Annotated in this window: 18 protein-coding genes; 12 read left to right on the top strand and 6 right to left on the bottom strand. The window is 72.3% G+C overall.

All coding sequences use genetic code 11. From position 1 onward, the window contains the following. Positions 1-3 precede the first annotated feature (3 nt). From glgB to JOF41_RS24300, 5 genes are all read left to right on the top strand, one after another. Positions 4-2,220, top strand: a complete 2,217-nt coding sequence (glgB, locus tag JOF41_RS24280) for a 1,4-alpha-glucan branching protein GlgB (RefSeq protein WP_189222725.1) — start codon at positions 4-6, stop codon at positions 2,218-2,220. 107 nt (positions 2,221-2,327) lie between these two features. Further along, on the top strand, positions 2,328-3,515 hold the full coding sequence (locus tag JOF41_RS24285) for an RNA-binding domain-containing protein (protein WP_189222724.1): 1,188 nt from the start codon (positions 2,328-2,330) through the stop codon (positions 3,513-3,515). Positions 3,516-3,526: 11 nt separating this feature from the next. After that, positions 3,527-4,516 (top strand): ParA family protein, encoded by a 990-nt coding sequence (locus JOF41_RS24290; RefSeq protein WP_209622185.1) that lies wholly within the window; start codon positions 3,527-3,529, stop codon positions 4,514-4,516. Between the two features lie 53 nt (positions 4,517-4,569). Further along, complete coding sequence (locus tag JOF41_RS24295) at positions 4,570-5,949, top strand: neutral zinc metallopeptidase (RefSeq protein WP_209622188.1); 1,380 nt, start codon at positions 4,570-4,572, stop codon at positions 5,947-5,949. Positions 5,950-6,266: 317 nt separating this feature from the next. Then, positions 6,267-7,709: a neutral zinc metallopeptidase gene (locus JOF41_RS24300; protein ID WP_189222721.1), complete on the top strand. Its 1,443-nt coding sequence runs from the start codon at positions 6,267-6,269 to the stop codon at positions 7,707-7,709. Between the two features lie 37 nt (positions 7,710-7,746). Here JOF41_RS24300 and JOF41_RS24305 read toward each other — a convergent pair whose 3' ends face one another. Together JOF41_RS24305 and JOF41_RS24310 are read right to left on the bottom strand one after the other, a co-directional pair. Further along, positions 7,747-8,703, bottom strand: a complete 957-nt coding sequence (locus JOF41_RS24305; RefSeq protein WP_209622192.1) for a tetratricopeptide repeat protein — start codon at positions 8,701-8,703, stop codon at positions 7,747-7,749. Between the two features lie 67 nt (positions 8,704-8,770). Continuing rightward, entirely contained in the window at positions 8,771-9,070 is a 300-nt protein-coding gene (locus tag JOF41_RS24310; RefSeq protein WP_189222719.1) for an MTH1187 family thiamine-binding protein, read from the bottom strand. A 48-nt stretch (positions 9,071-9,118) separates the two neighbouring features. Between JOF41_RS24310 and JOF41_RS24315 the strand changes: the two genes are divergently transcribed. Further along, positions 9,119-9,622 (top strand): MarR family winged helix-turn-helix transcriptional regulator, encoded by a 504-nt coding sequence (locus JOF41_RS24315; RefSeq protein ID WP_189222718.1) that lies wholly within the window; start codon positions 9,119-9,121, stop codon positions 9,620-9,622. A 272-nt stretch (positions 9,623-9,894) separates the two neighbouring features. Beyond that, positions 9,895-10,923, top strand: a complete 1,029-nt coding sequence (locus JOF41_RS38400; RefSeq protein WP_209622194.1) for a phosphotransferase — start codon at positions 9,895-9,897, stop codon at positions 10,921-10,923. Here the strand turns inward: JOF41_RS38400 and JOF41_RS24325 are convergent. The 3 genes from JOF41_RS24325 to JOF41_RS24335 are packed head-to-tail and all read right to left on the bottom strand — an operon-like array spanning position 10,905 to position 13,235. Further along, entirely contained in the window at positions 10,905-11,237 is a 333-nt protein-coding gene (locus JOF41_RS24325) for a DUF3817 domain-containing protein (protein WP_189222717.1), read from the bottom strand. The genes JOF41_RS38400 and JOF41_RS24325 overlap by 19 nt on opposite strands. Positions 11,238-11,280: 43 nt before the next feature. Further along, the gene (locus tag JOF41_RS24330) at positions 11,281-12,324 is read right to left on the bottom strand and encodes an ABC transporter permease (protein ID WP_307867513.1); all 1,044 of its coding nucleotides are present in this window, start codon (positions 12,322-12,324) and stop codon (positions 11,281-11,283) included. After that, a complete protein-coding gene (locus tag JOF41_RS24335) occupies positions 12,321-13,235 on the bottom strand; it encodes an ABC transporter ATP-binding protein (protein ID WP_209622197.1) in 915 nt (304 codons plus the stop codon). Before JOF41_RS24335 ends, JOF41_RS24330 begins: the two co-directional genes overlap by 4 nt. 424 nt (positions 13,236-13,659) lie before the next feature. Here JOF41_RS24335 and JOF41_RS24340 point away from each other — a divergent pair, with 424 nt between their 5' ends. Genes JOF41_RS24340 through JOF41_RS24360 form a run of 5 tightly spaced genes read left to right on the top strand, consistent with a single transcriptional unit; the run spans position 13,660 to position 18,407 of the window. Next, positions 13,660-14,643 (top strand): LacI family DNA-binding transcriptional regulator, encoded by a 984-nt coding sequence (locus JOF41_RS24340; protein ID WP_189223302.1) that lies wholly within the window; start codon positions 13,660-13,662, stop codon positions 14,641-14,643. Continuing rightward, the gene (locus tag JOF41_RS24345) at positions 14,640-15,650 is read left to right on the top strand and encodes a class I mannose-6-phosphate isomerase (protein ID WP_209622199.1); all 1,011 of its coding nucleotides are present in this window, start codon (positions 14,640-14,642) and stop codon (positions 15,648-15,650) included. The genes JOF41_RS24340 and JOF41_RS24345 overlap by 4 nt, the downstream gene beginning before the upstream one ends. A gap of 14 nt (positions 15,651-15,664) precedes the next feature. Continuing rightward, positions 15,665-16,426: an ATP-binding cassette domain-containing protein gene (locus JOF41_RS24350; RefSeq protein ID WP_209622202.1), complete on the top strand. Its 762-nt coding sequence runs from the start codon at positions 15,665-15,667 to the stop codon at positions 16,424-16,426. Further along, complete coding sequence (locus JOF41_RS24355) at positions 16,423-17,412, top strand: ABC transporter permease (RefSeq protein ID WP_189222714.1); 990 nt, start codon at positions 16,423-16,425, stop codon at positions 17,410-17,412. The genes JOF41_RS24350 and JOF41_RS24355 overlap by 4 nt, the downstream gene beginning before the upstream one ends. 14 nt (positions 17,413-17,426) lie before the next feature. After that, entirely contained in the window at positions 17,427-18,407 is a 981-nt protein-coding gene (locus tag JOF41_RS24360) for an ABC transporter substrate-binding protein (RefSeq protein WP_189222713.1), read from the top strand. A gap of 65 nt (positions 18,408-18,472) precedes the next feature. Here the strand turns inward: JOF41_RS24360 and JOF41_RS24365 are convergent, their stop codons facing one another. Then, complete coding sequence (locus JOF41_RS24365) at positions 18,473-19,471, bottom strand: hypothetical protein (protein WP_229795333.1); 999 nt, start codon at positions 19,469-19,471, stop codon at positions 18,473-18,475. Positions 19,472-19,518: the final 47 nt, after the last annotated feature.

Below are 19,518 nucleotides of genomic sequence, written 5' to 3' on the forward strand. Positions count from 1 at the left end.
CAAGTGAGTGCCATCCAGCCCCACGACGTCGACCGGCTGCTGGCCGGCTCGCACCACGACCCGCACTCCGTGCTCGGCGTGCACCACGTGCGCGAGGGCGTCGTGGCGCGCGCGCTGCGGCCGGGCGCCCGCGCGGTGTCGGTGATGGCGGGCGACAAGCGGTTCGAGCTCGACCGGGTGGCCGACGGGCTGTTCGCGGGCGAGCTGCCCGACCACCCCGGCGACTACCGGCTGGAGGTCGACTACGACGGCCACCTGGTCGAGGTCGACGACCCGTACCGGTGGCTGCCCACGGTGGGCGAGCTGGACCTGCACCTGATCGGCGAGGGCCGCCACGAGCGGCTGTGGGACGTGCTCGGCGCGCACGTGCGCAGCTACGACACCCCGAACGGGGAGGTGCGCGGCGTGTCGTTCGCGGTGTGGGCGCCGACCGCGCGCGGCGTGCGGGTGTGCGGCGACTTCGACGGCTGGGACGGGCGGGCCAACCCGCTGCGGTCGCTGGGGTCCTCGGGCGTGTGGGAGCTGTTCATCCCGAACCTGCCGGTGGGGTCGCGGTACAAGTTCCGCATCCTGGGCCAGGACGGGGTGTGGCACGAGAAGGCCGACCCGATGGCGTTCGCCACCGAGACGCCGCCCGCCACCGCGTCGGTGGTGACCGAGTCGTCCTACCAGTGGGGCGACGACACCTGGCAGGCCCGGCGCGACGCCACCCAGTGGGTCAACGCGCCGATGAGCGTCTACGAGGTCCACCTGGGGTCGTGGCTGCCCCAGAAAGACGGGCGCAGCCTTGGCTACCGGGAGCTGGCCACCGAGCTGGCCGACTACCTGGAGGAGACCGGGTTCACCCACGTCGAGCTGCTGCCCGTCGCGGAGCACCCGTTCGGCGGGTCCTGGGGCTACCAGGTGACCTCCTACTACGCGCCGACCTCCCGGTTCGGCTCGCCGGACGACTTCCGGCACTTCGTGGACGTGCTGCACCAGCGCGGCATCGGCGTGATCGTGGACTGGGTGCCCGCGCACTTCCCCAAGGACGCCTGGGCGCTGGCCCGCTTCGACGGCACGCCGCTGTACGAGCACGGCGACCCCCGGCGCGGCGAGCACCCCGACTGGGGCACGCTGGTGTTCGACTTCGGCCGCAACGAGGTGCGCAACTTCCTGGTGGCCAACGCGCTGTACTGGATCGAGGAGTTCCACGTCGACGGCCTGCGGGTCGACGCGGTGGCCTCCATGCTGTACCTGGACTACTCCCGCGAGGAAGGGCAGTGGCTGCCCAACCAGTACGGCGGCCGGGAGAACCTGGACGCGGTGCGGTTCCTGCAGGAGCTCAACGCCACGGTCTACAAGCGGCACCCCGGCGTGGTCATGATCGCCGAGGAGTCCACCGCGTGGCCGGGCGTGACGCGGCCGACCCACCTGGGCGGGCTCGGGTTCGGCTTCAAGTGGAACATGGGCTGGATGCACGACACGCTGCACTACCTGTCGCGCGAGCCGGTGCACCGCTCCTACCACCACAACGAGATCACCTTCTCGCTGGTGTACGCCTGGAGCGAGAACTTCGTGCTGCCGCTGTCGCACGACGAGGTGGTGCACGGCAAGGGCTCGCTGTGGCAGCGGATGCCCGGCGACGACTGGAACAAGGCCGCGGGCCTGCGCTCGCTGCTGGCGTTCATGTGGGCGCACCCCGGCAAGCAGCTGCTGTTCATGGGCGGCGAGTTCGGCCAGCCGCAGGAGTGGTCGGAGTCGCGGTCGCTGGACTGGCACCTGCTGGACGCGCCGCTGCACGCGGGCGTGCGCAGGCTGGTGTCCGACCTCAACGCCGTCTACCGCGCCACCCCGGCGCTCTACAGCGTCGACGACCGGCCCGAGGGCTTCGAGTGGATCGACGCCAACGACTCGGGCGGCAACGTGCTGAGCTTCCTGCGCCGGGGCCAGGACGGCTCGCTGCTGGCGTGCGTGGCCAACTTCGCCGGGCAGCCGCACCACGACTACCGGGTGGGCCTGCCGCTGGCGGGGCGGTGGCGCGAGGTGGTCAACACCGACTCCGGCGACTACGGCGGGTCCGGCGTCGGCAACATGGGCGCGGTCGAGGCCGAGGAGCGGCCGTGGCACGGCCGCCCGGCCTCCGCGGTGCTGCAGCTGCCGCCCGCGGGCGTGCTGTGGCTGGTGCCCGAGGCCAAGCCGGTGGCGGCGATCCCCGAAGAACCGTCGACCCTGCTGTGAGCCGGTCGCGGGGCGGTGTCCGCCTGGCACCGCCCCGCCGCGGTCCTCAGCCGCCGGAGCAGGTCGCTGAGCGCTGCGATCGGCTTCACCCACCGTAAGATCAGCTCATGGCGCTGGCCGACGACGAACTCAACGCCCTGCTCGCCGACCTCGAATCGGATCGGGTGGAGCGCAAGGAGTCCGCGGGGAACACCGACAAGATCGCCCAGGCGATCTGCGCGTTCGCCAACGACTTGCCCGGCCACCGCGAGCCCGGTGTGCTCTTCGTCGGCGTCAAGGACGACGGATCGCCCGCGGGCACACCGATCACCGATCAACTGCTGCAGAACCTGGCCTCGTACCGCGATCAGGGCAACATCCTCCCACCCCCTTCGATGGCGGTGCGGAAGGTGGAGCTGCCCGGCGGCGAGGTGGCCGCCGTCGAGGTCCAGCCCAGCAACTCCCCCCCGGTTCGGTACAAGGGGCAGATCTGGGTCCGCGTCGGTCCTCGGCGCGGCGTCGCCAATTCCGAGGACGAGCGGATGCTCAACGAGCGCCGCCGGTCGCTGGACCTGCCGTTCGACAGCAGGCCGATCAACGGCGCGACCCTCGACGACCTCGACCTCCAGCTCTTCCAGGAGGTGCTCATACCGCAGTTGGTGCCGCCGAACGTGCTGTCCGCCAACGGTCGAACGGTCCACCAGCGCCTCGCCGCGCTGCGGTTGACCTCACCGGACGGCACCCCGACAGCGGCGGGGATCATCACGATCGGCAAGGACCCCCTGCAGTGGGTGCCCGGCGCCTGGGTCCAGTTCCTGCGGATCGCGGGCACCACGCTGGCCGATCCGGTGAAGGACGAGAAACGACTCGACGGCCCGCTGCCCACCGTCCTCCGCCAATTGGACGAAATCCTCGGCCTCAACATCAGCTCGGTGGTCGACTTCACCTCCGAAGCAACTGAACGGCGGGTTCCCGACTACCCGATAGCGGCGCTCCAGCAGGTTGCGCGGAACGCGGTCATGCACCGCAGCTACGAGCACACCAATTCCCCGGTGCGCATCACCTGGTACGAGGACAGGGTGGAGGTCGTGAGTCCGGGGGGACCGTTCGGCGCGGTCACGGTCGACACCTTCGGCAGCGGCATGACCGACTACCGGAACCCGACGTTGGCCGAGGTGATGCGCGGACTCGGCTACGTCCAGCGCTTCGGCGCGGGAATCCCCACGGTCTTTTCGAGCCTGGCCAGGAACGGCAACCCCGAACCGACTTTCAGACCGACCGAGTCCTACGTGGCAGTCGCGCTGAGGAGGCGGTAGTGAGTGCTCCGGTGATCGCCTTCTTCAACAACAAGGGCGGGGTCGGGAAGACGTCACTGGTGTACCACTTGGCCTGGATGCTGGCCGACCTCGGCAACCGCGTCGTGGCGGCGGACCTCGATCCCCAGGCGAATCTCACCTCGGCTTTCCTCGACGAGGAGCAGTTGGAGGAACTCTGGACGAGGCCGGGACCGCGGCAGACCGTCTGGGGGAGCATCCAGCCGTTCCACGCAGGCGAGGGCGGCATCGCACCCGTCGAGCCCACCCCCACCGCGGAGGAACGGCTGAAGCTCCTACCGGGTGATCTCGACCTCTCCTCGTTCGAGGACGACCTCAGCAGCGCTTGGCCGAAGTGCCTGGACGGGGACGCGCGCTCCTTCCAGGTCATCTCCGCTTTCTGGACGATCGTGCAGGAAGCGGCGCGCGCGCACCGGGCGGATCTGGTCCTGGTGGACGTCGGGCCGAGCCTGGGAGCCATCAACCGGGCCGCTCTGGTGGCGTCGGACCACGTGGTCGTCCCGGTGGCCCCCGACCTGTTCAGCTTGCAGGGGTTGCGGAACCTCGGTCCGGCCCTGCGCTCCTGGCGGTCCGGGTGGCAACAGCGACTGACCGCCCGCCCTTCCTCGGCCGCCGCATCACCGGCGGGGCGGATGAACGCACTCGGTTACGTGGTGCTGCAGCACGGCATACGCCTCGACCGGCCGATCAAGGCGTACCAGAGGTGGATGGACGAAATCCCGCGCGAGTTCCGCTCGGCGGTTCTGGGCAGCACCGGCGAAGCGCCCGCCATCGACGTCGACCCGCAGTGCCTGGGACAGCTGAAGCACTACCACGGCCTCATGCCGCTGGCTCAGGAGGCGAGAAAACCCATCTTCCACCTCACCAGTGCGGACGGCGCGTTCGGCGGGCACTTCCAAGCGGCTCTTGACGCGTACGGCCATTTCGAACAACTGGCGCGGAGGATCGCCGCAGAGGTGCGGGCACAACCCCCGTCGCCGTGATCACCTCCGCCGACAGCCCGCACGCAGGGGGTGCCGCGGGGCACAATGGACCGATGCGGCGCGCTTCGGCTCGGCTGGTCAACGCGGTGGTGCTGGTCGCCCTGGTGGTCTCGGGGTGCACCCAGGCGGTCCGGGGCTTCCCGGTGGCGGGTTCGGTGATCACCAGGGGCGAGGTGGACACCGGGTTCATCAAGGGCACCGACGGCGGCCCGATCGACCAGCTCGCCGCGACCGCCATCACCGACGTGGAGGACTTCTGGGAGCAGGCGTTCCCGGCCACGTTCAACCAGCCGTGGCGCCCGGTGTCCGGCGGCATCTACTCGGTCGACACCGCCGACCCGGCCGCGAAGCCGCCGCCGTGCACGGAGAAGGCCAGCGACGTGGAGGGCAACGCGTTCTACTGCCCCAGCGCCGACGCCATCGCCTGGGACCGCGCGGCGCTGCTGCCGGTGCTGCAGGACCGGTTCGGCGACACGGCCGTGGTGATCGTGCTGGCCCACGAGATGGGCCACGCGGTGCAGCGCCGCATGGGCATCACGCCCGAGGCGGAGCGCCGCGACCCGCAGCGCTACCCGACCATCCTGACCGAGGCGATGGCGGACTGCTTCGCGGGCTCGTTCCTCAAGTGGGTCAACGACGGCAAGGCCGAGCACCTGGACATCGGCGCGGACACGCTGGACTCGGCGCTGGGCGCGCTGGTCGACTTCCGCGACCCGGTGGGCACCTCCCCCAACGACCGGTCCGCGCACGGCAACGCCTTCGACCGGGTGTCCGCGTTCCAGGACGGCTACCAGCAGGGCGCCAAGTTCTGCGCGGGCATGACGGTGCAGAACCGGGCGTTCACCCAGCAGTCGTTCACCACCGCCGACGACCGCGACCGCGGCGGCAACCTGCCGTTCGACGAGATGCTGACCTCGATCACGCCCGACCTGAACACCTACTTCCAGGCGCTGGTGACCACCTCGGGCGGGACGTGGGCCCAGCCGAGGGCGACCACCACCGAGCAGGAGCCGGACTGCTCCGGCGACCAGGGGCCGGTGGCGTTCTGCCCGACCGACAAGGCGGTGGAGATCGAGGTGGAGGAGGACCTGCCGGAATTGCACGCCAGGATCGGCGACTACGCCACGGGCGTGCTGCTGGCCAGCCGGTACGGCCTGGCCGCGATGGCCGCGCTGAACAAGGACCTGCGCGGCGAGGACGCCGCCGCCACGGCGCTGTGCCTGGCCGGGGCCTACACCAACGAGGTGTTCACCCGGCAGCAGGGCTTCGGCCTGTCCCCCGGCGACCTCGACGAGGCCGTGCAGGTGCTGCTGGCCTACGACTACGCGGCGCGCGACGCGCAGGGCGGCTCGGCGATCGAGCCGGGCTTCAAGCGGGTGGAGGTCTTCCGCGGCGGCGTCCTCGAAGGCCCCAAGCCCTGCGGCCTCACCTGACCCCGTCGGCAAGTACTACCCGACGGGGTCGGGAGGGCCGGTAACTACTACCCGAGGTGCGGCAGCGCGGGGTGGGAGTGCGCGAAAGTGCGGGTCAGGGTGTCCGAACGCTCGGTTCAGGTGTCGGAACGCGCGACTCGCGGGGGCGACACGCCTGACACGCCCATGAGTGGGTGACACTGAGGGGCGGGCGTGGCGGTCCTGAGCGTTGACCTCGGGGGTGCCGGGGTCCGACTCGCGAGGTGGGGATGGGGCGGCAGGTCAACGCAGTAGTGTTCACCCCGCAGGAGCGGCACGGATCTGGACGGGGCTTGGTGATGGCTCGACGGGCTTGGGGTGGCGCGGCGCTCGTCGCGGCGGTGGCGGTGCTGCTCAGCGCGTGCACGCAGAGCGTCCCCGGGGTCGCGCGGTTCGAGCGCCCCGACGTGAGCAAGGTGGCGGGGCTGGAGATCACCACCGGGGAGAGCGGGCCCAAGCCGGGCGTCCCGGACGCCGACCTGGCGGTGGAGAACGGCGACGGCGGCGAGATGGACCGGCTGGCGATCAACGCGCTGGCCGACGTCGAGGAGTACTGGACCGAGCAGCTGCCCGCCAACTTCGGCGGCAAGAAGTTCGAACCGGTCAAGCGGCTGGTGTCCTACGACTCCACCGGCCGGGGCGTCGACATCTGCCGCACCAACACCGCGGGCGTGGCCAACGCGTTCTACTGCTCGCTGGACGACAGCATCGCCTGGGACCGCGGCGACCTGCTGCCCATGCTCAACGACGCGTTCGGCCCGATGTCGGTGGTCACCGTGCTGGCGCACGAGATGGGCCACGCGGTGCAGTACAAGCTCGGCTCCGAGGGCGGGGTCACCCAGGCCACGCCCAGCATCATCAAGGAGCAGCAGGCCGACTGCTACGCGGGCAACTTCTTCCGCTGGGTGGCCGAGGGCAAGTCCCGGCACTTCCGCATCTCCACCGGGCCGGGCCTGAACCAGGTGCTGGCGACGATGTTCTTCATCCGCGACGCGGCGGGCACCAGCGCGGAGAAGCAGGGCGCGCACGGCAGCGCGTTCGACCGCGTGGCGGCCTTCCAGTTCGGCTTCGCGGGCGACCCCAAGCGGTGCGCGCAGATCGACGACGCGGAGATCAAGGCGCGGATCACGCAGCAGGCGTTCGACGCGGACGACAAGGACACCGGGCAGGGCAAGGGCAACCTGGCGGTGGACGACCGCAGGTCGCTGGACCTGCTGGAGGACAGCCTGCGCGACGCCTACAAGCAGAGCGGCGCCACCCCGCCCGCGCTCAAGGAGGGCGCGGCGGAGTGCGCCGACGCGCAGGAGACCTCGCCGGTGTCCTACTGCCCGGCCACGAACGTGATCGCGGTGGACCTGCCGGAGCTGGTCCGGATCGGCACGCCGCCCAAGCGCGGGCAGAAGGGCGGCATCGGCGACTTCGCCGCGTTCGCCGAGATCGCCTCGCGGTTCGCGCTGTCGATCCAGAAGGCCACCGGCTACCCGCTGGAGGGGCCCGCCGCCGGGCTGCGGACCGCGTGCCTGACCGGCGCGTGGGCCGGGACCACGACCAAGCAGACCGCCCGGCTGAAGCTGTCCTCGGGCGACCTGGACGAGGCGGTGGCCGAGCTGCTGGCCGACAAGAGCCTCATCGCCGCGGACGTGAACGGCACCGTGGTGCCCTCCGGCTTCGCCCGCGTCGAGGCGTTCCGGGACGGCTTCTTCGAGGGTTCCGGCCTCTGCACCCGCAAGTACTCCGGCTGAGCCGGGGGCTGCCCCTGGGGCAGCCCCCGCGCCGGGGTCAGAACAGGGCGCTGGCCAGGTTGCGGCGGGCGGCGGCCACCCTCGGGTCGTCGACCGGGAACAGCTCGAACAGGCCGACGAGGTGCTCGCGGACCTTGTCCCGGTCCTCGCCGAAGACCCGGCGCACGGTGTCCACCAGGCGCTTGAACGCCTGCTCGACCCGCTGGTCGGCCACCTCCGCGTCGGCCGCGGCCAGCTGGGCGTCCACGTCGTCGGGGTTGGCGTCGGCCTTGGCCAGCACGTCCTGACCCAGCTGCTCGGCGCGGGCGGTGAACCGGACCTGGGCCAGCGCGGCCTTGGCCTCGGCGTTGCCCGGCTCGGCGGCCAGGATCGCCTCGTAGGCGGCCTCGGCGGCGGCGTAGTCGCCCAGCTCGAACGCCTCCTCCGCGGCCTGGAAGCGCGGGTCCTCCGGCTCGGGCTGCGGCTCGCCCCGGTTGGCCTCGGCGGCCCGGATGCCGGGTAGGCGGTCGCGCAGGGCGTCCAGCAGCCGGTTGATCCACTGGGTGAACTCCGCCTCGGGCAGCGGCCCGGCGAAGGCGTCCACCGGCTGGCCCGCGGCGACCGCCACCACGGTCGGCACGGACTGCACGCCGAAGGCCTGGCCGATGCGCGGGCTGGCGTCCAGGTCGACCCTGGCCAGCAGCCAGGCGCCGCCGCCCGCGCGGGCCGCGCGTTCCAGCACCGGGGACAGCTGGCCCGCCTCGGGGCTCCACGACGCGGTCAGCTCGACCACGACGGGGATCTCCAGCGAGCGCTCCACGACCGACTGGAAGGTGGCCTCGGTGACGTCGAGGACCCAGGGGCTCGCGCCGGAGTCACCCGGCGCCGAGCTCGGCGGCGGGGCGGCGGCGCGTTGCCGGGACGCTTCGGCCCGAGCCTTCAGCGCGCCGAGGTCGACCGCCCCGGACAGCGCGGCGGACAGTGCTGCGGTCTTTCGAGGGTCTGGCCTTGTCACTCCCCCATCCTGGCACGAGTGCCAGCCCGCTAGCTCGCGGACCGGCCCCATCGCCACCGGGGCGGGATCACCCCCGCGCCAGGTGCTGCTCGACCCGCTCGACCTTGGCGGTCAGTTGCCCGGTGTGGCCGGGCCGGATGTCGGCCTTGAGCACCAGGCTCACCCTCGGCGCGGTGGCCTGGACCGCCTCGGTGGCCTTCCTGACCACCGCCATCACCTCGTCCCACTCCCCCTCGACCAGCGTGAACATGGCGTTGGTCTCGTTGGGCAGCCCGGACTCCCGGACCACCCGCACGGCCTCCGCGACGGCCGCGGCCACGCTGTCGGATTCCCCGCCGAGCGGGCTGACGCTGAACGCGACGAGCACTGTCGCCTCCTGGACACATCGGTTGGTACCCACTGGTAGCTTCGCCGCATGACGCCCCAACCGCTGCCGTTCGACCCGATCGCGCGCGCCGCCGAGCTGTGGGAGAAGCGGATCGGATCGTCAACGGCGATGGCGGCGGTCACGAGTGTCATGCGGGTACAGCAAATCATCCAGTCCGCCGTGGACGCCGCGCTCAAGCCGCACGGGCTGACCTTCGCCCGGTTCGAGGCGCTGGTGCTGCTCACCTTCTCCCGCACGGGCAGCCTGCCGATGCGGGTCATGGGCGAGCGGCTGCAGCTGCACCCGACCAGCGTGACCAACATCGTCGACCGGCTGGAGGGCGACGGCCTGGTCCGCCGCACCCCGCACCCGACCGACCGGCGCACCACCCTGGTGGAGATCACCGAGGCCGGGCGGGAGCGGCGCGAGGCGGCCACCGAGGCGGTCACCGCCGTGGAGTTCGGCCTGCGCGGCCTGACCGAGCGGCAGACCGAGCAGCTCACCGACCTGCTGGCCAAGGTCCGCCGCGCCGTGGGCGACTTCACCGACTGACCCCGGCCACCCACCACTGCCATCCCACCCCGCCCCACTGCGTCGGCAAGTACTACCCGACCCGGCCATCAGGGCCGGTTACTACTACCCGGCACGGCGCACGCCCGGCCGAAAGCGGGCCACGCGCGGGCCATGCGCGGTCTGGACGCTCGGTTCGCGGTGTCCGGACGCTCGGTTCGTGGTGCGCGAACGCGCGACTCGCGGGTGGGAGCGCTCTCGCGGGGGCGGGTAATTCGGTTGGCGAGTGGGGGTGGGGCGGGAAGGGTGGTGGGGTGCGCGAGGTGAAGGCGTTGGTGACCGTGGGCGGCCGGTACGTGGGGTCGACCGCGTTCACCGTGGACAGCCCGTGGTGGAACGACGTGGAGCCGGTGACCGAGCACCTGGACCGGGCCCTGGGGGTGACCACGGCGGTGCTGCGCCTGGTCTCCACCACCGGCGAGGGCGGGCGCGACGGCGAGGTGGTCTACCAGGTGGAGGCCGACCGCGTCCCGGCAGGCCTGTCCACCGGCGAGCACCACGAGTTCCCCGACGCCCCCAAGCGGCTGCCGTGGGCCCGTCCCGGCGGGCCCGCGGAACTGGTGGCCTGGGCGGACCGGCACGTGTCGCGCACCGGCAAGGCGGTGCAGGTCAAGACGTGGAACCTGTCCTGCCTCTACCGCCTGCCGGTCGGCCGGGCGGTGGTCTGGGCCAAGGCCACGCCGCCGTTCATGGCCGACGAGGGCCGCGTCGTGGGCATGGTGGCGGAGGTGGACCCCACCCTGGTGCCGGAGGTGCTGGCCGCCGAGCCGGGCAGGCTGCTGATGGCGGACGCGCCCGGCCGCGACTGCTGGCACCCCACCGAGGACGAGATCACCCGCGTCGTGCCCCGCTGGGTGGCCGCGCAGGCCGCGCTGGCCGGGCCGCCACGACTGCGCGCGCACGGCGTCGAGGTGCCCGCGCACGGCCTGCCGGACACCCTGCTGCACGGCGACTTCCACCCCGGCAACTGGCGCTCCGGCGGCGTGGTCCTGGACTGGGCCGACGCGCACTGGGGCCACCCCGCGCTGGACGCCGCCCGGCTGCTGGGCTTCACCGCCCCCGAGGCGCACGCCCTGATCGAGCGCGTGTGGACCCAGGCGTGGCTGGAGCACCGACCGGACAGCGATCCGGCCGGTGCGCTGCGCCACGCCCGCCGCGCCGTGCACCTCGTGGGGGCCAGGATCTACCAGGAGTTCCTGGACAACATCGAGGACAGCGAGCGGGTCTACCACGAGGGCGACCCGGAGGCCGAGCTCGCGCGGGCTCAGTCCGTGGTGGTCTGAGGGGCGGCCTGCGGGGCCTGCTCGTCGAGCCTGCCGGTCTTGAGCGCCCAGCGCTCGAAGACCACGGTCCCGAACGGCGGGACGCTGGCGACCAGCGCGAGGAAGGTGGTGCGCCGGTCCCACCGGTGCGCCAGCATCAGCGTCACGAGCACGTAGCCGACGAAGATCGCGCCGTGGATCGGCCCGAAGACCTTCACGCCGATCTCGTTGCCGACCACCACGTACTTGAAGAACATGCCGATCAGCAGACCGGCCCAGGACACCGCCTCGGCCAGGGCGAGGAGGCGGAAGCGACCCACGGGGCTGGTGAACATGTCCCCATTGTCCCGTTGTGACCGGCTTCACCGGGCGTCGGGGTCAGTCCTCCCAGCGGAACACCTTCGCCGCGACGAACCCGACCACGAGGGTGAACCCGAGCAGCACCGCCGAGGGCAGCAGCAACGCCTCGACGCCCTTGCCGCGCACCAGCACGTCCAGCATCCCGTCGTTCATGTGCCGCAGCGGCAGCGCGTTGGACACCGTCCGCAGCCACGCGGGCGCGTCCTCCAGCGGGAAGAACGAGCCGGACAGGAACGCCATCGGCATCACCAGCAGGTTGGCCGCGCCGTTGGCCGACTCCTCGGTCCTGGCGAACGCCCCGACCAGCATCCCGATGGCGAAGAACGCGGTGGTGCCCAGCACCAGCAGCGGCACCGCGAGCCACCACTGGCCGTTGAGCCGCAGCCCGAACGGCGGGGTCAGCGCGACGCCCACGAACAGCGCGCCCTGCACCAGCGCCGTGCCGACGCTGACCAGCACCCGCGAGCTGAGCACGGTGGTCGGCCCCACGGGCGCGAGCCGGATGCGCCGCAGCACCTGCTTCTTGCGCCACGCGGCCAGCGTCAGCGCCGCCCCGGACACGCCGGAGATGGACACCGCCCAGGACAGGATGCCGGGGGCCAGGAACTGGATCGGCTTGAGCGAGGCGTCCTCGACCGACCAGGCCCGCAGCGAGAACGTGGGCGGGGCGCCGGTCGCGGCGAGGTTGGCCTTGTCCACCACGCCGGACACGATGCCCACGACGGTGCCCGACGCCACCTGGTCGCTGGCGGCGTAGACGACGCCCACGTCGTGCCCGCGCACGACGACCGCGGCGGGCAGGTCGCCGTCGCGGACCTGCCGCTCGGCCGCGTCGGGGTCGTCGAACCGCCGCAGCTCCAGCACCCCGGCCTGCTCCAGGGCGGTCACCACGGGGCCGTCGCCGACCACCGCGACCCCGGTCCGGTCGCCGCCCCCGCCGTTGAAGATCAGCCCGAAGACGACCAGGAACATCAGCGGGAAGAGGAAGGTGAAGAACACCGCCATGCGGTCGCGGAGGAAGCCCTTGACCATGGCCGTGGCCAGGCTGGTGAAGGCGGTCACGCCCGGTACTCCCGTCCGGTGAGGTGGAGGAAGACGTCCTCCAGGGTGGCCGTGCGCACCTGGAGGCCGTCGAGCGTGCCCCGCTCGGCGAGCGCGGACAGCACGGGCGCGGGCTTGCGCGTGGAGATGGTCAGCGACACGTCGTCCTCGTAGGCGTGCTCGACGCCGTTGATGGCGCGGGCCTGCTCGGTGCTGATCGCGCCGCGCTGGAGCACGACCTGCGTCGGCGCGTCCAGCCCGCGCACCAGCGTCGCCGGGGAGTCCATGGCGAGGATGCGGCCCCTGTCCATGATCGCGACCCGGTCGCACAGGATCTCGGCCTCGTCCAGGTAGTGCGTGGTGTAGACGATCGTCTTGCCGCGGGCCTGGATCTCCCGCAGCACGTCCCACAGGTTGCGCCGCGCCTGCGGGTCCAGCGCCGCGGTCGGCTCGTCCAGGAAGACCACGTCCGGGTCGTGCACGAGGGCGCAGGCGATGGACAGCCGCTGCCGCTGGCCGCCGGAGAGCCTGTCCTCCCGCACGTCGGCCTTGTCGCCGAGGCCGACCAGTTCCAGCATCTCCATCGCGGTGGTGTCGCCGACGCCGTACAGGGAGCCGAAGGTCAGCAGCTGCTCCTTGGCGGTCAGCTTCTCGAAGAAGCTGGACGCCTGGAGCTGGACGCCGATCCTGGGCAGCAGCGCGGGGTTGCGCGGCCACGGGTTCTCGCCCAGCAGCGTCACGTGCCCGGAGTCGGCCTGGCGCAACCCCTCGACGATCTCCAGCGTGGTCGTCTTGCCCGCGCCGTTCGGCCCCAGGATGCCGAAGAACTCCCCCTCCGCGACGGTGAACGACACCCCGTCCACCGCGTTCAGCTCGCCGTAGCTCTTGCGGATGTCCGCGGCCACGACGGCAGGCATTCTCACCCCAGTCATGGGCTGGAACGTAGATGGCGGACCCCGCATTCGAGCGGTTTTCACCAGATCGCGAACCGAGTCGAGACCTTGGCGCACCGGATGGCGACGCTGCGCGGTCGGTCCTCCGCGCAGCGTCGCCGATCCGCCAGTATCCACCCGGAGAGCCGATCACTTGGTGAGGCGCCAACGATCCCGGCGCGATGCGCGCCGGTGGCCGCAGCCGTCCGGAGTGGACAGTCGTGCGCGGGGCGGCGGGACCGCCCGGAGGAGCCGCCACCCGCGCGGGGCCACGCAGGTTCCGCGAGGCCGCCACCGGGGGTTTGTCCTGTTCCGGACAGGGTCGACCGTTGACATCACCGGACCGGCGGTGTGTGATTCGGCCATTATGACAACGTTGTCCCCGAACGGTGCGGCAGGAGGCCGCAAAGTGCGGCGCGCCACGATGAACGACGTGGCGCGGCTGGCGGGCGTCAGCATCAAGACCGTCTCCCGCGTGGTGAACGACGAGGCGGGGGTGCACCCGGCCACCGCGGAGCGGGTGCTCGCGGCCATCGACCAGCTCGGCTTCCGGCGCAACCTCAGCGCCCGCAACCTGCGGCGCGGCTCCTCCACCGGCACCATCGGGGTGGTCCTGGAGGACGTGGGCAACCCCTTCTACTCCGGGGTGACGCGCGCGGTGGAGGAGGTCGCCCGGCTGCGCGGCAGGCAGGTGATCACCGGGTCCTCCGACGAGGACCCCTCCCGCGAGCGGGAGCTGGCGCTGGAGTTCTGCTCGCGCCGGGTGGACGGGCTGCTCATCGTGCCCGCCGGGCTCCAGCACGGCTACCTGGTGCCGGAGATGCGCGCGGGCACCCCGGTGGTGTTCCTGGACCGGCCCGCGGGCGACGTGGTCGCCGACACCGTGCTGGTGGACAACATCGGCGGCACCGCCGAGGCGGTGCTGCACCTGGCCGCGCACGGTCACCGGCGCATCGCCTTCCTCGGCGACTCGCCGGACATCTTCACCGCCAACGAGCGGCTGCGCGGCTACCGCGAGGGCTGCGCGCGGGCGGGCATCGGCCTGCACGAGTCGCTGGTGGTGATGGGCCCGCACGACGAGGACTCGGTGCGCCGGGCGCTGCACCACCTGCGGCGGGCCGCCGAGCCCGCCACGGCGGTGGTCACCGGCAACAACCGCATCACCGTGCACGCGCTGCGCGCGCTGGCCGGTGCGGTGCGGCGGCCCGCCCTGGTGGGCTTCGACGACTTCGAGCTGGCCGACCTGCTCACGCCACCGGTGACGGTGATCGCGCACGACGCGAGGGCGCTGGGCAAGGCGGCGGCCGATCTGCTCTTCGCCCGGCTGGACGGGGACGGCGCACCGCCGCGCCGCGTCGTGCTGCCGGTGCGGTTGGTGGCAAGGGGATCAGGGGAGGTTCGCGCGTGAGTTCCGGGGACAACCGGCCGGTCGCGCTTCCGGCAAACCAGCCCAAGCAGTTCTACCGGGGTGGCGCGTCGATCGCGGCGCTGCGGGGCGAGCCCGCGGCGGAGTACGGCCCGGAGGACTGGGTCGCGTCGACCACGACGCTGTTCGGCAGGGACGAGGCGGGCCTTTCCCGCCTGCCCGACGGGCGGCTGCTGCGCGACGCGGTGCGCGCCGACCCGGTGGCCTGGTTGGGCGAGCGGCACGTGGCCGAGTTCGGCGCGGACACCGCGCTGCTGGTCAAGCTGCTCGACGCCGGGCAGCGGCTGCCGGTGCACTGCCACCCGTCCAACGAGTTCGCCGCGCGGCACCTGGGGTGCAGGCACGGCAAGACCGAGGCGTGGATCGTGGTGGGCACCACCGGGGACGACCCGACCGTCTACATCGGATTCCGCGAGGACGTCTCCCCCGAGCTGGTCGCCGACTGGGTGTCCACTCAGGACAGCGAGGCGATGCTGGCCGCGCTGAACCCGGTGCGGGTCTCCCCCGGCGACGCGGTGTTCGTGCCCGCGGGCCTGCCGCACGCGATCGGCGAGGGGGTGTTCATCGTCGAGCTGCAGCAGCCCACCGACTTCTCGATCACGCTGGAGTGGAAGGGCTTCCTCAACGACGCCGACGCGGGCCACCTCGGGCTGGGCTTCGACACCGCGCTGGGCTGCGTGGACCGGCACGGCCGGGCCGGGTCGCTGGACGAGCTGATCCGGCGCACCGGCGACCGCGCCGACGCCTCGGTCGACCTGCTCGGCCCCCAGGCCGCGCCGTTCTTCCGGGCCGACCGGCTGCACGTGGCCGGGCGGGCCGCGCTGGAGCCGTCGTTCGCGGTGCTGGTGGTGCTGGAGGGCTCCGGCGAGCTGGGCGGGCTGCCGCTGCGCCGGGGCAGCACCGTCGTGGTCCCGCACGCGGCCGGGGAGCAGGTGCTCACCGGTGACCTCGTGGCGGTGCGGTGCAGGCCGCCGCTGGTGGAGGGCTGAGACTGGAGGCTGACATGGGCGAGCCGTTACTGGAGGCGCGCGACCTGGTGAAGACCTACGGCAGCGTGGAAGCGCTGCGCGGGGCGTCCTTCACCGCCTACGCGGGCGAGGTCGTCGCGCTGATCGGGGACAACGGCGCGGGCAAGTCGACGCTGGTGAAGTGCCTGTCCGGGGTGGAGCAGCCGGACTCGGGCAGCGTCCTGCTCGACGGCGAGCCGGTGCGGCTGGACTCGCCCACCGCCGCGCGGGCGCTGGGCGTGGAGACGGTGTACCAGGACCTGGCGGTGGCGCCGGACCTGGACCCGGCGGCGAACCTGTTCCTGGGCCGGGAGCTGCGCAAACCCGGCCCGCTGGGCTGGTTCGGCGTGCTGGACGACAAGGAGATGCGGCGGCGCGCCGCCGAGTCGTTCCGCGACCTGGGCGTGTCGCTGCAGAGCGTGGACGTGCCGATCGGGGCGCTGTCGGGCGGCCAGCGGCAGAGCGTCGCGGTGGCCCGGTCGGTGGTGTGGGCCAGCAGCCTGGTGTTCATGGACGAGCCGACCGCCGCGCTGGGCGTGGTGCAGCGCGAGCGGGTGCTCGACGTGGTCCGGCGGGTCCGCGACCAGGGCATGGCGGTCGTGCTGATCAGCCACAACATGCCCGAGGTGCTGGCCGTGTCGGACCGGGTGGAGGTGCTGCGGCTGGGCAGGCGGGTGGCCCGCTTCACCACCGCGCGGACCACCGTCGAGGAGCTGGTCGGGGCGATGACCGGCGCGCTGTCCCAGGAGGGCGCATGACCTCCCTGGCGCGCAGGCTCGCGAGTGCCAACACGCTGTGGATCGGCCTGGTGCTGCTGGGGCTGATCGCGGTGTTCGGCGCGCTGCGGCCGGACGCGGTGCTGACCGTGTTCACCCTGCAGACCACCCTGGTGGAGACCTCGGTGCTGCTGGTGCTGTCGGTCGGCATGACCTACGTGATCATCACCTCCGGCATCGACCTGTCCGTGGGCTCGGTGCTGGTGTTCTCCGGCGTCACCTCGGCGATGACCATGAACGCGCTCAACGGCGGCGACGCCACCGGCGCGGGCTGGGGCACCGTCCTGGTCGGGCTGGCCGTGGCGCTGCTCAGCGGCGCGGCGTGGGGGCTGCTCAACGGCCTGCTGGTGGCCAGGGCGGGCATCCCGCCGCTGATCGTCACGCTCGGCTCGTTCGGCGCGGCGCTGGGCGCGGGGCAGCTGCTGTCCGACGGCTCCAACGTCAGCGGCGTCCCGGACGTGCTCGGCGAGGGGCTGGGCACCGGCACCTGGTTCGGCGTGCCCAACCTGGTGCTGCTGGCCGCCGCGGTCACCGCGGTGGGCGCGCTGGTGCTGGGCACCACCCGGTTCGGCCGCCACACCTACGCCATCGGCTCCAACGAGGAGGCGGCGCGGCGGGCGGGCATCGGGGTGACCGGGCACCTGGTGCGGGTCTACCTGCTGGCCGGGGTGCTGGCCGGGCTGGCCGGGTTCATGGCGCTGGCCTACTTCCGCGTCGCGTCCGTCACCGGGCACGACACGGACAACCTCAACGCCATCGCCGGGGTGGTGCTGGGCGGCACCAGCCTGTTCGGCGGGGTGGGCTCGGTGGTCGGCACGGTGCTCGGGGTGTTCATCCCCGCCGTGCTGCGCAAGGGGTTCGTGATCGTGGGCGTGAACGTGTACTGGCAGCCCATCGCGGTGGCGCTGGTCCTGGTGGCCGCCGTGTGGTTCGACCAGTCGCGCAGGAAGGCGCGCAACCAACGCTGAGAACGGGAGGGACCATGTCGACGAGGACATCCGCGGTGCTGGCGGCGTTGCTGCTGAGCCCGTCGCTGCTGGCCGGGTGCGGCGGCGGTGGGCAGATCGGCGACTCCGGCGGCTCGGCCGACGCCAAGAAGATGGTGCTGATCCCCGGCGTGGCGGCGGAGCCCTTCTACACCTCGATGGAGTGCGGCTTCCGGGAGGCCGCCGCCGCGGCGGGCTACGAGGTCGACGTGCAGGCGCCCGCGCGGTTCGAGTCCACGCTGCAGACGCCGATCGTGACCGGCGTGCTGGCCGACAAGCCGGGCGCGGTGCTCATCGCGCCCACCGACGACAAGGCCATGGCCGGGCCGATGAAGCAGCTCAAGGACGCCGGGATCAAGGTCGTCGAGGTGGACACCAAGCTGCAGGACACCTCGGTGGCGGTGTCGTCGGTGTCGTCGGACAACGAGCAGGGCGGGCGGTTGGCCGCGCGGACGCTGGCCGAGCTGGTCGGCGGCGGCACCGGGTCGGTGCTGGTGCTCAACACCAAGGCGGGCACCTCCACCACCGACGCCCGCGCCAAGGGGTTCGAGGAGGAGGTCGGCAAGTACCCGAACCTGAAGTACGTGGGGCAGCAGTACACCGACAACGAGCCCGACCAGGCCGCGTCCAAGGTGACCGCCACGCTGGCCGCCAACCCGGACCTGATCGGGGTCTTCGCCACCAACCTCAACACCGGCGAGGGCGCGGCGACCGGGCTGCGCAACGCGGGCCGCACCGGCGCGGTGAACCTGGTCGGCTTCGACGCCAGCCCCAAGCAGGTGGAGGACCTGCGCTCGGGCGTGGTGCAGGCGCTGATCGCGCAGGACCCGGCCACCATCGGCCGGACCGGGGTGGAGCAGGCGGTGGCGGCCATCGAGGGCAAGCCGGTCAACCGGGACGTGGAGACCGACCTGGTCGCGCTGACCAAGGCAGACATGGAGGCCAACTCGAAGTACTTCTACAAGCAGCGGTGCTGATCCGAAGGGACGTCGGGTAGTAGCCAGCGGCCCGCGCGAGCGGCTCGGGTGGTACTTGCAGGCGGTCAGAGGTACTTGTTGGCCAGTTCGGAGTACTCCCGCTCCAGGTCGTCGGCCAGGTAGGCGACGTAGGACCACGGCACGTCGTGCACGTGGTCGCGCATCCCGATCAGGTGCCGCTTGGCGCGCGGCGCGTCGTCGGCGAGCGCGAACGCCGCCGCGAACAGGTTGTGCGCCTGCAACGCGCGCGGGTGCGGGCGCTGCGGGACCGCCTCCCACTTGTCCGCGGCGGCGGCGATCTCGTCGTGCACCCGGCTGAAGTAGCGCAGCTTGAGCGTGGCGATCTTCAGCGCGCTGCGCGCCCGCACGGCCTCCTCGAACTCCTCCAGGAAGATCTCGAAGTGGGCCAGCGGCAGCATCGCCACCACCGGGTCACCCTCGGGGGCGTGGTCCGCGCTGCCCTGCGCGAACGCCATCATCTCCTCCGCCGAGCCGCCCCACTTGGCGGCCAGTATCTGCAACCGGGTCCAGTGCGCCGGGTACAGCGTCGGGCAGCGCGCCACGATCTCGCGCCACACCTCGTCCTTCTGCTCCCGGCTGACCTGCAGCCCCATCCCGGCGGTCTGCAGCTGCGCCCACGGCACCGCGTCGCGCGGCAGCAGCTTGGCCGCCTCGTGCAGCGGCGCGACGGCCTTGCGCAAGGTGGCGAAGAAGACCTTGAAGCGGTCCTTGCCCACCGCGTCGGCCCGGCCGGAGCCGCGAACGGCCCACGCCTCCCGGATGAACGCGGTGCCCGCCAGCAGCCACAGGTCCGGGTCGCCGTTGGACTTGGCCAGCTCCAGCAGCTCGTCGGCATGGCCGATGGCGTGCTCGCCGAGCACCTCGACCCGCAGCGCGCGGACCTCGGGCTCGTCCCGGCACTCGGCCAGCACGGTGGTGGCCGCTCTCAGGTGGCCCGCGTCCATCTCCTCCGCGGCGATGTCCAGGATCGCGTCGTCGTAGGTGTGGTCGCGCACCACCGCGCGGGCGACCGTGGCGGGCCGCCTCCTCCGGAATATCCCCACCCCACCGACCTTACTTACCGCCGGGCTTCGGTGGCCCGGTTCCCGAT

Origin of the sequence: Saccharothrix coeruleofusca, from assembly GCF_017876325.1 — a bacterium.
In the GTDB taxonomy this organism is placed as follows: Bacteria; Actinomycetota; Actinomycetes; order Mycobacteriales; family Pseudonocardiaceae; genus Actinosynnema; species Actinosynnema coeruleofuscum.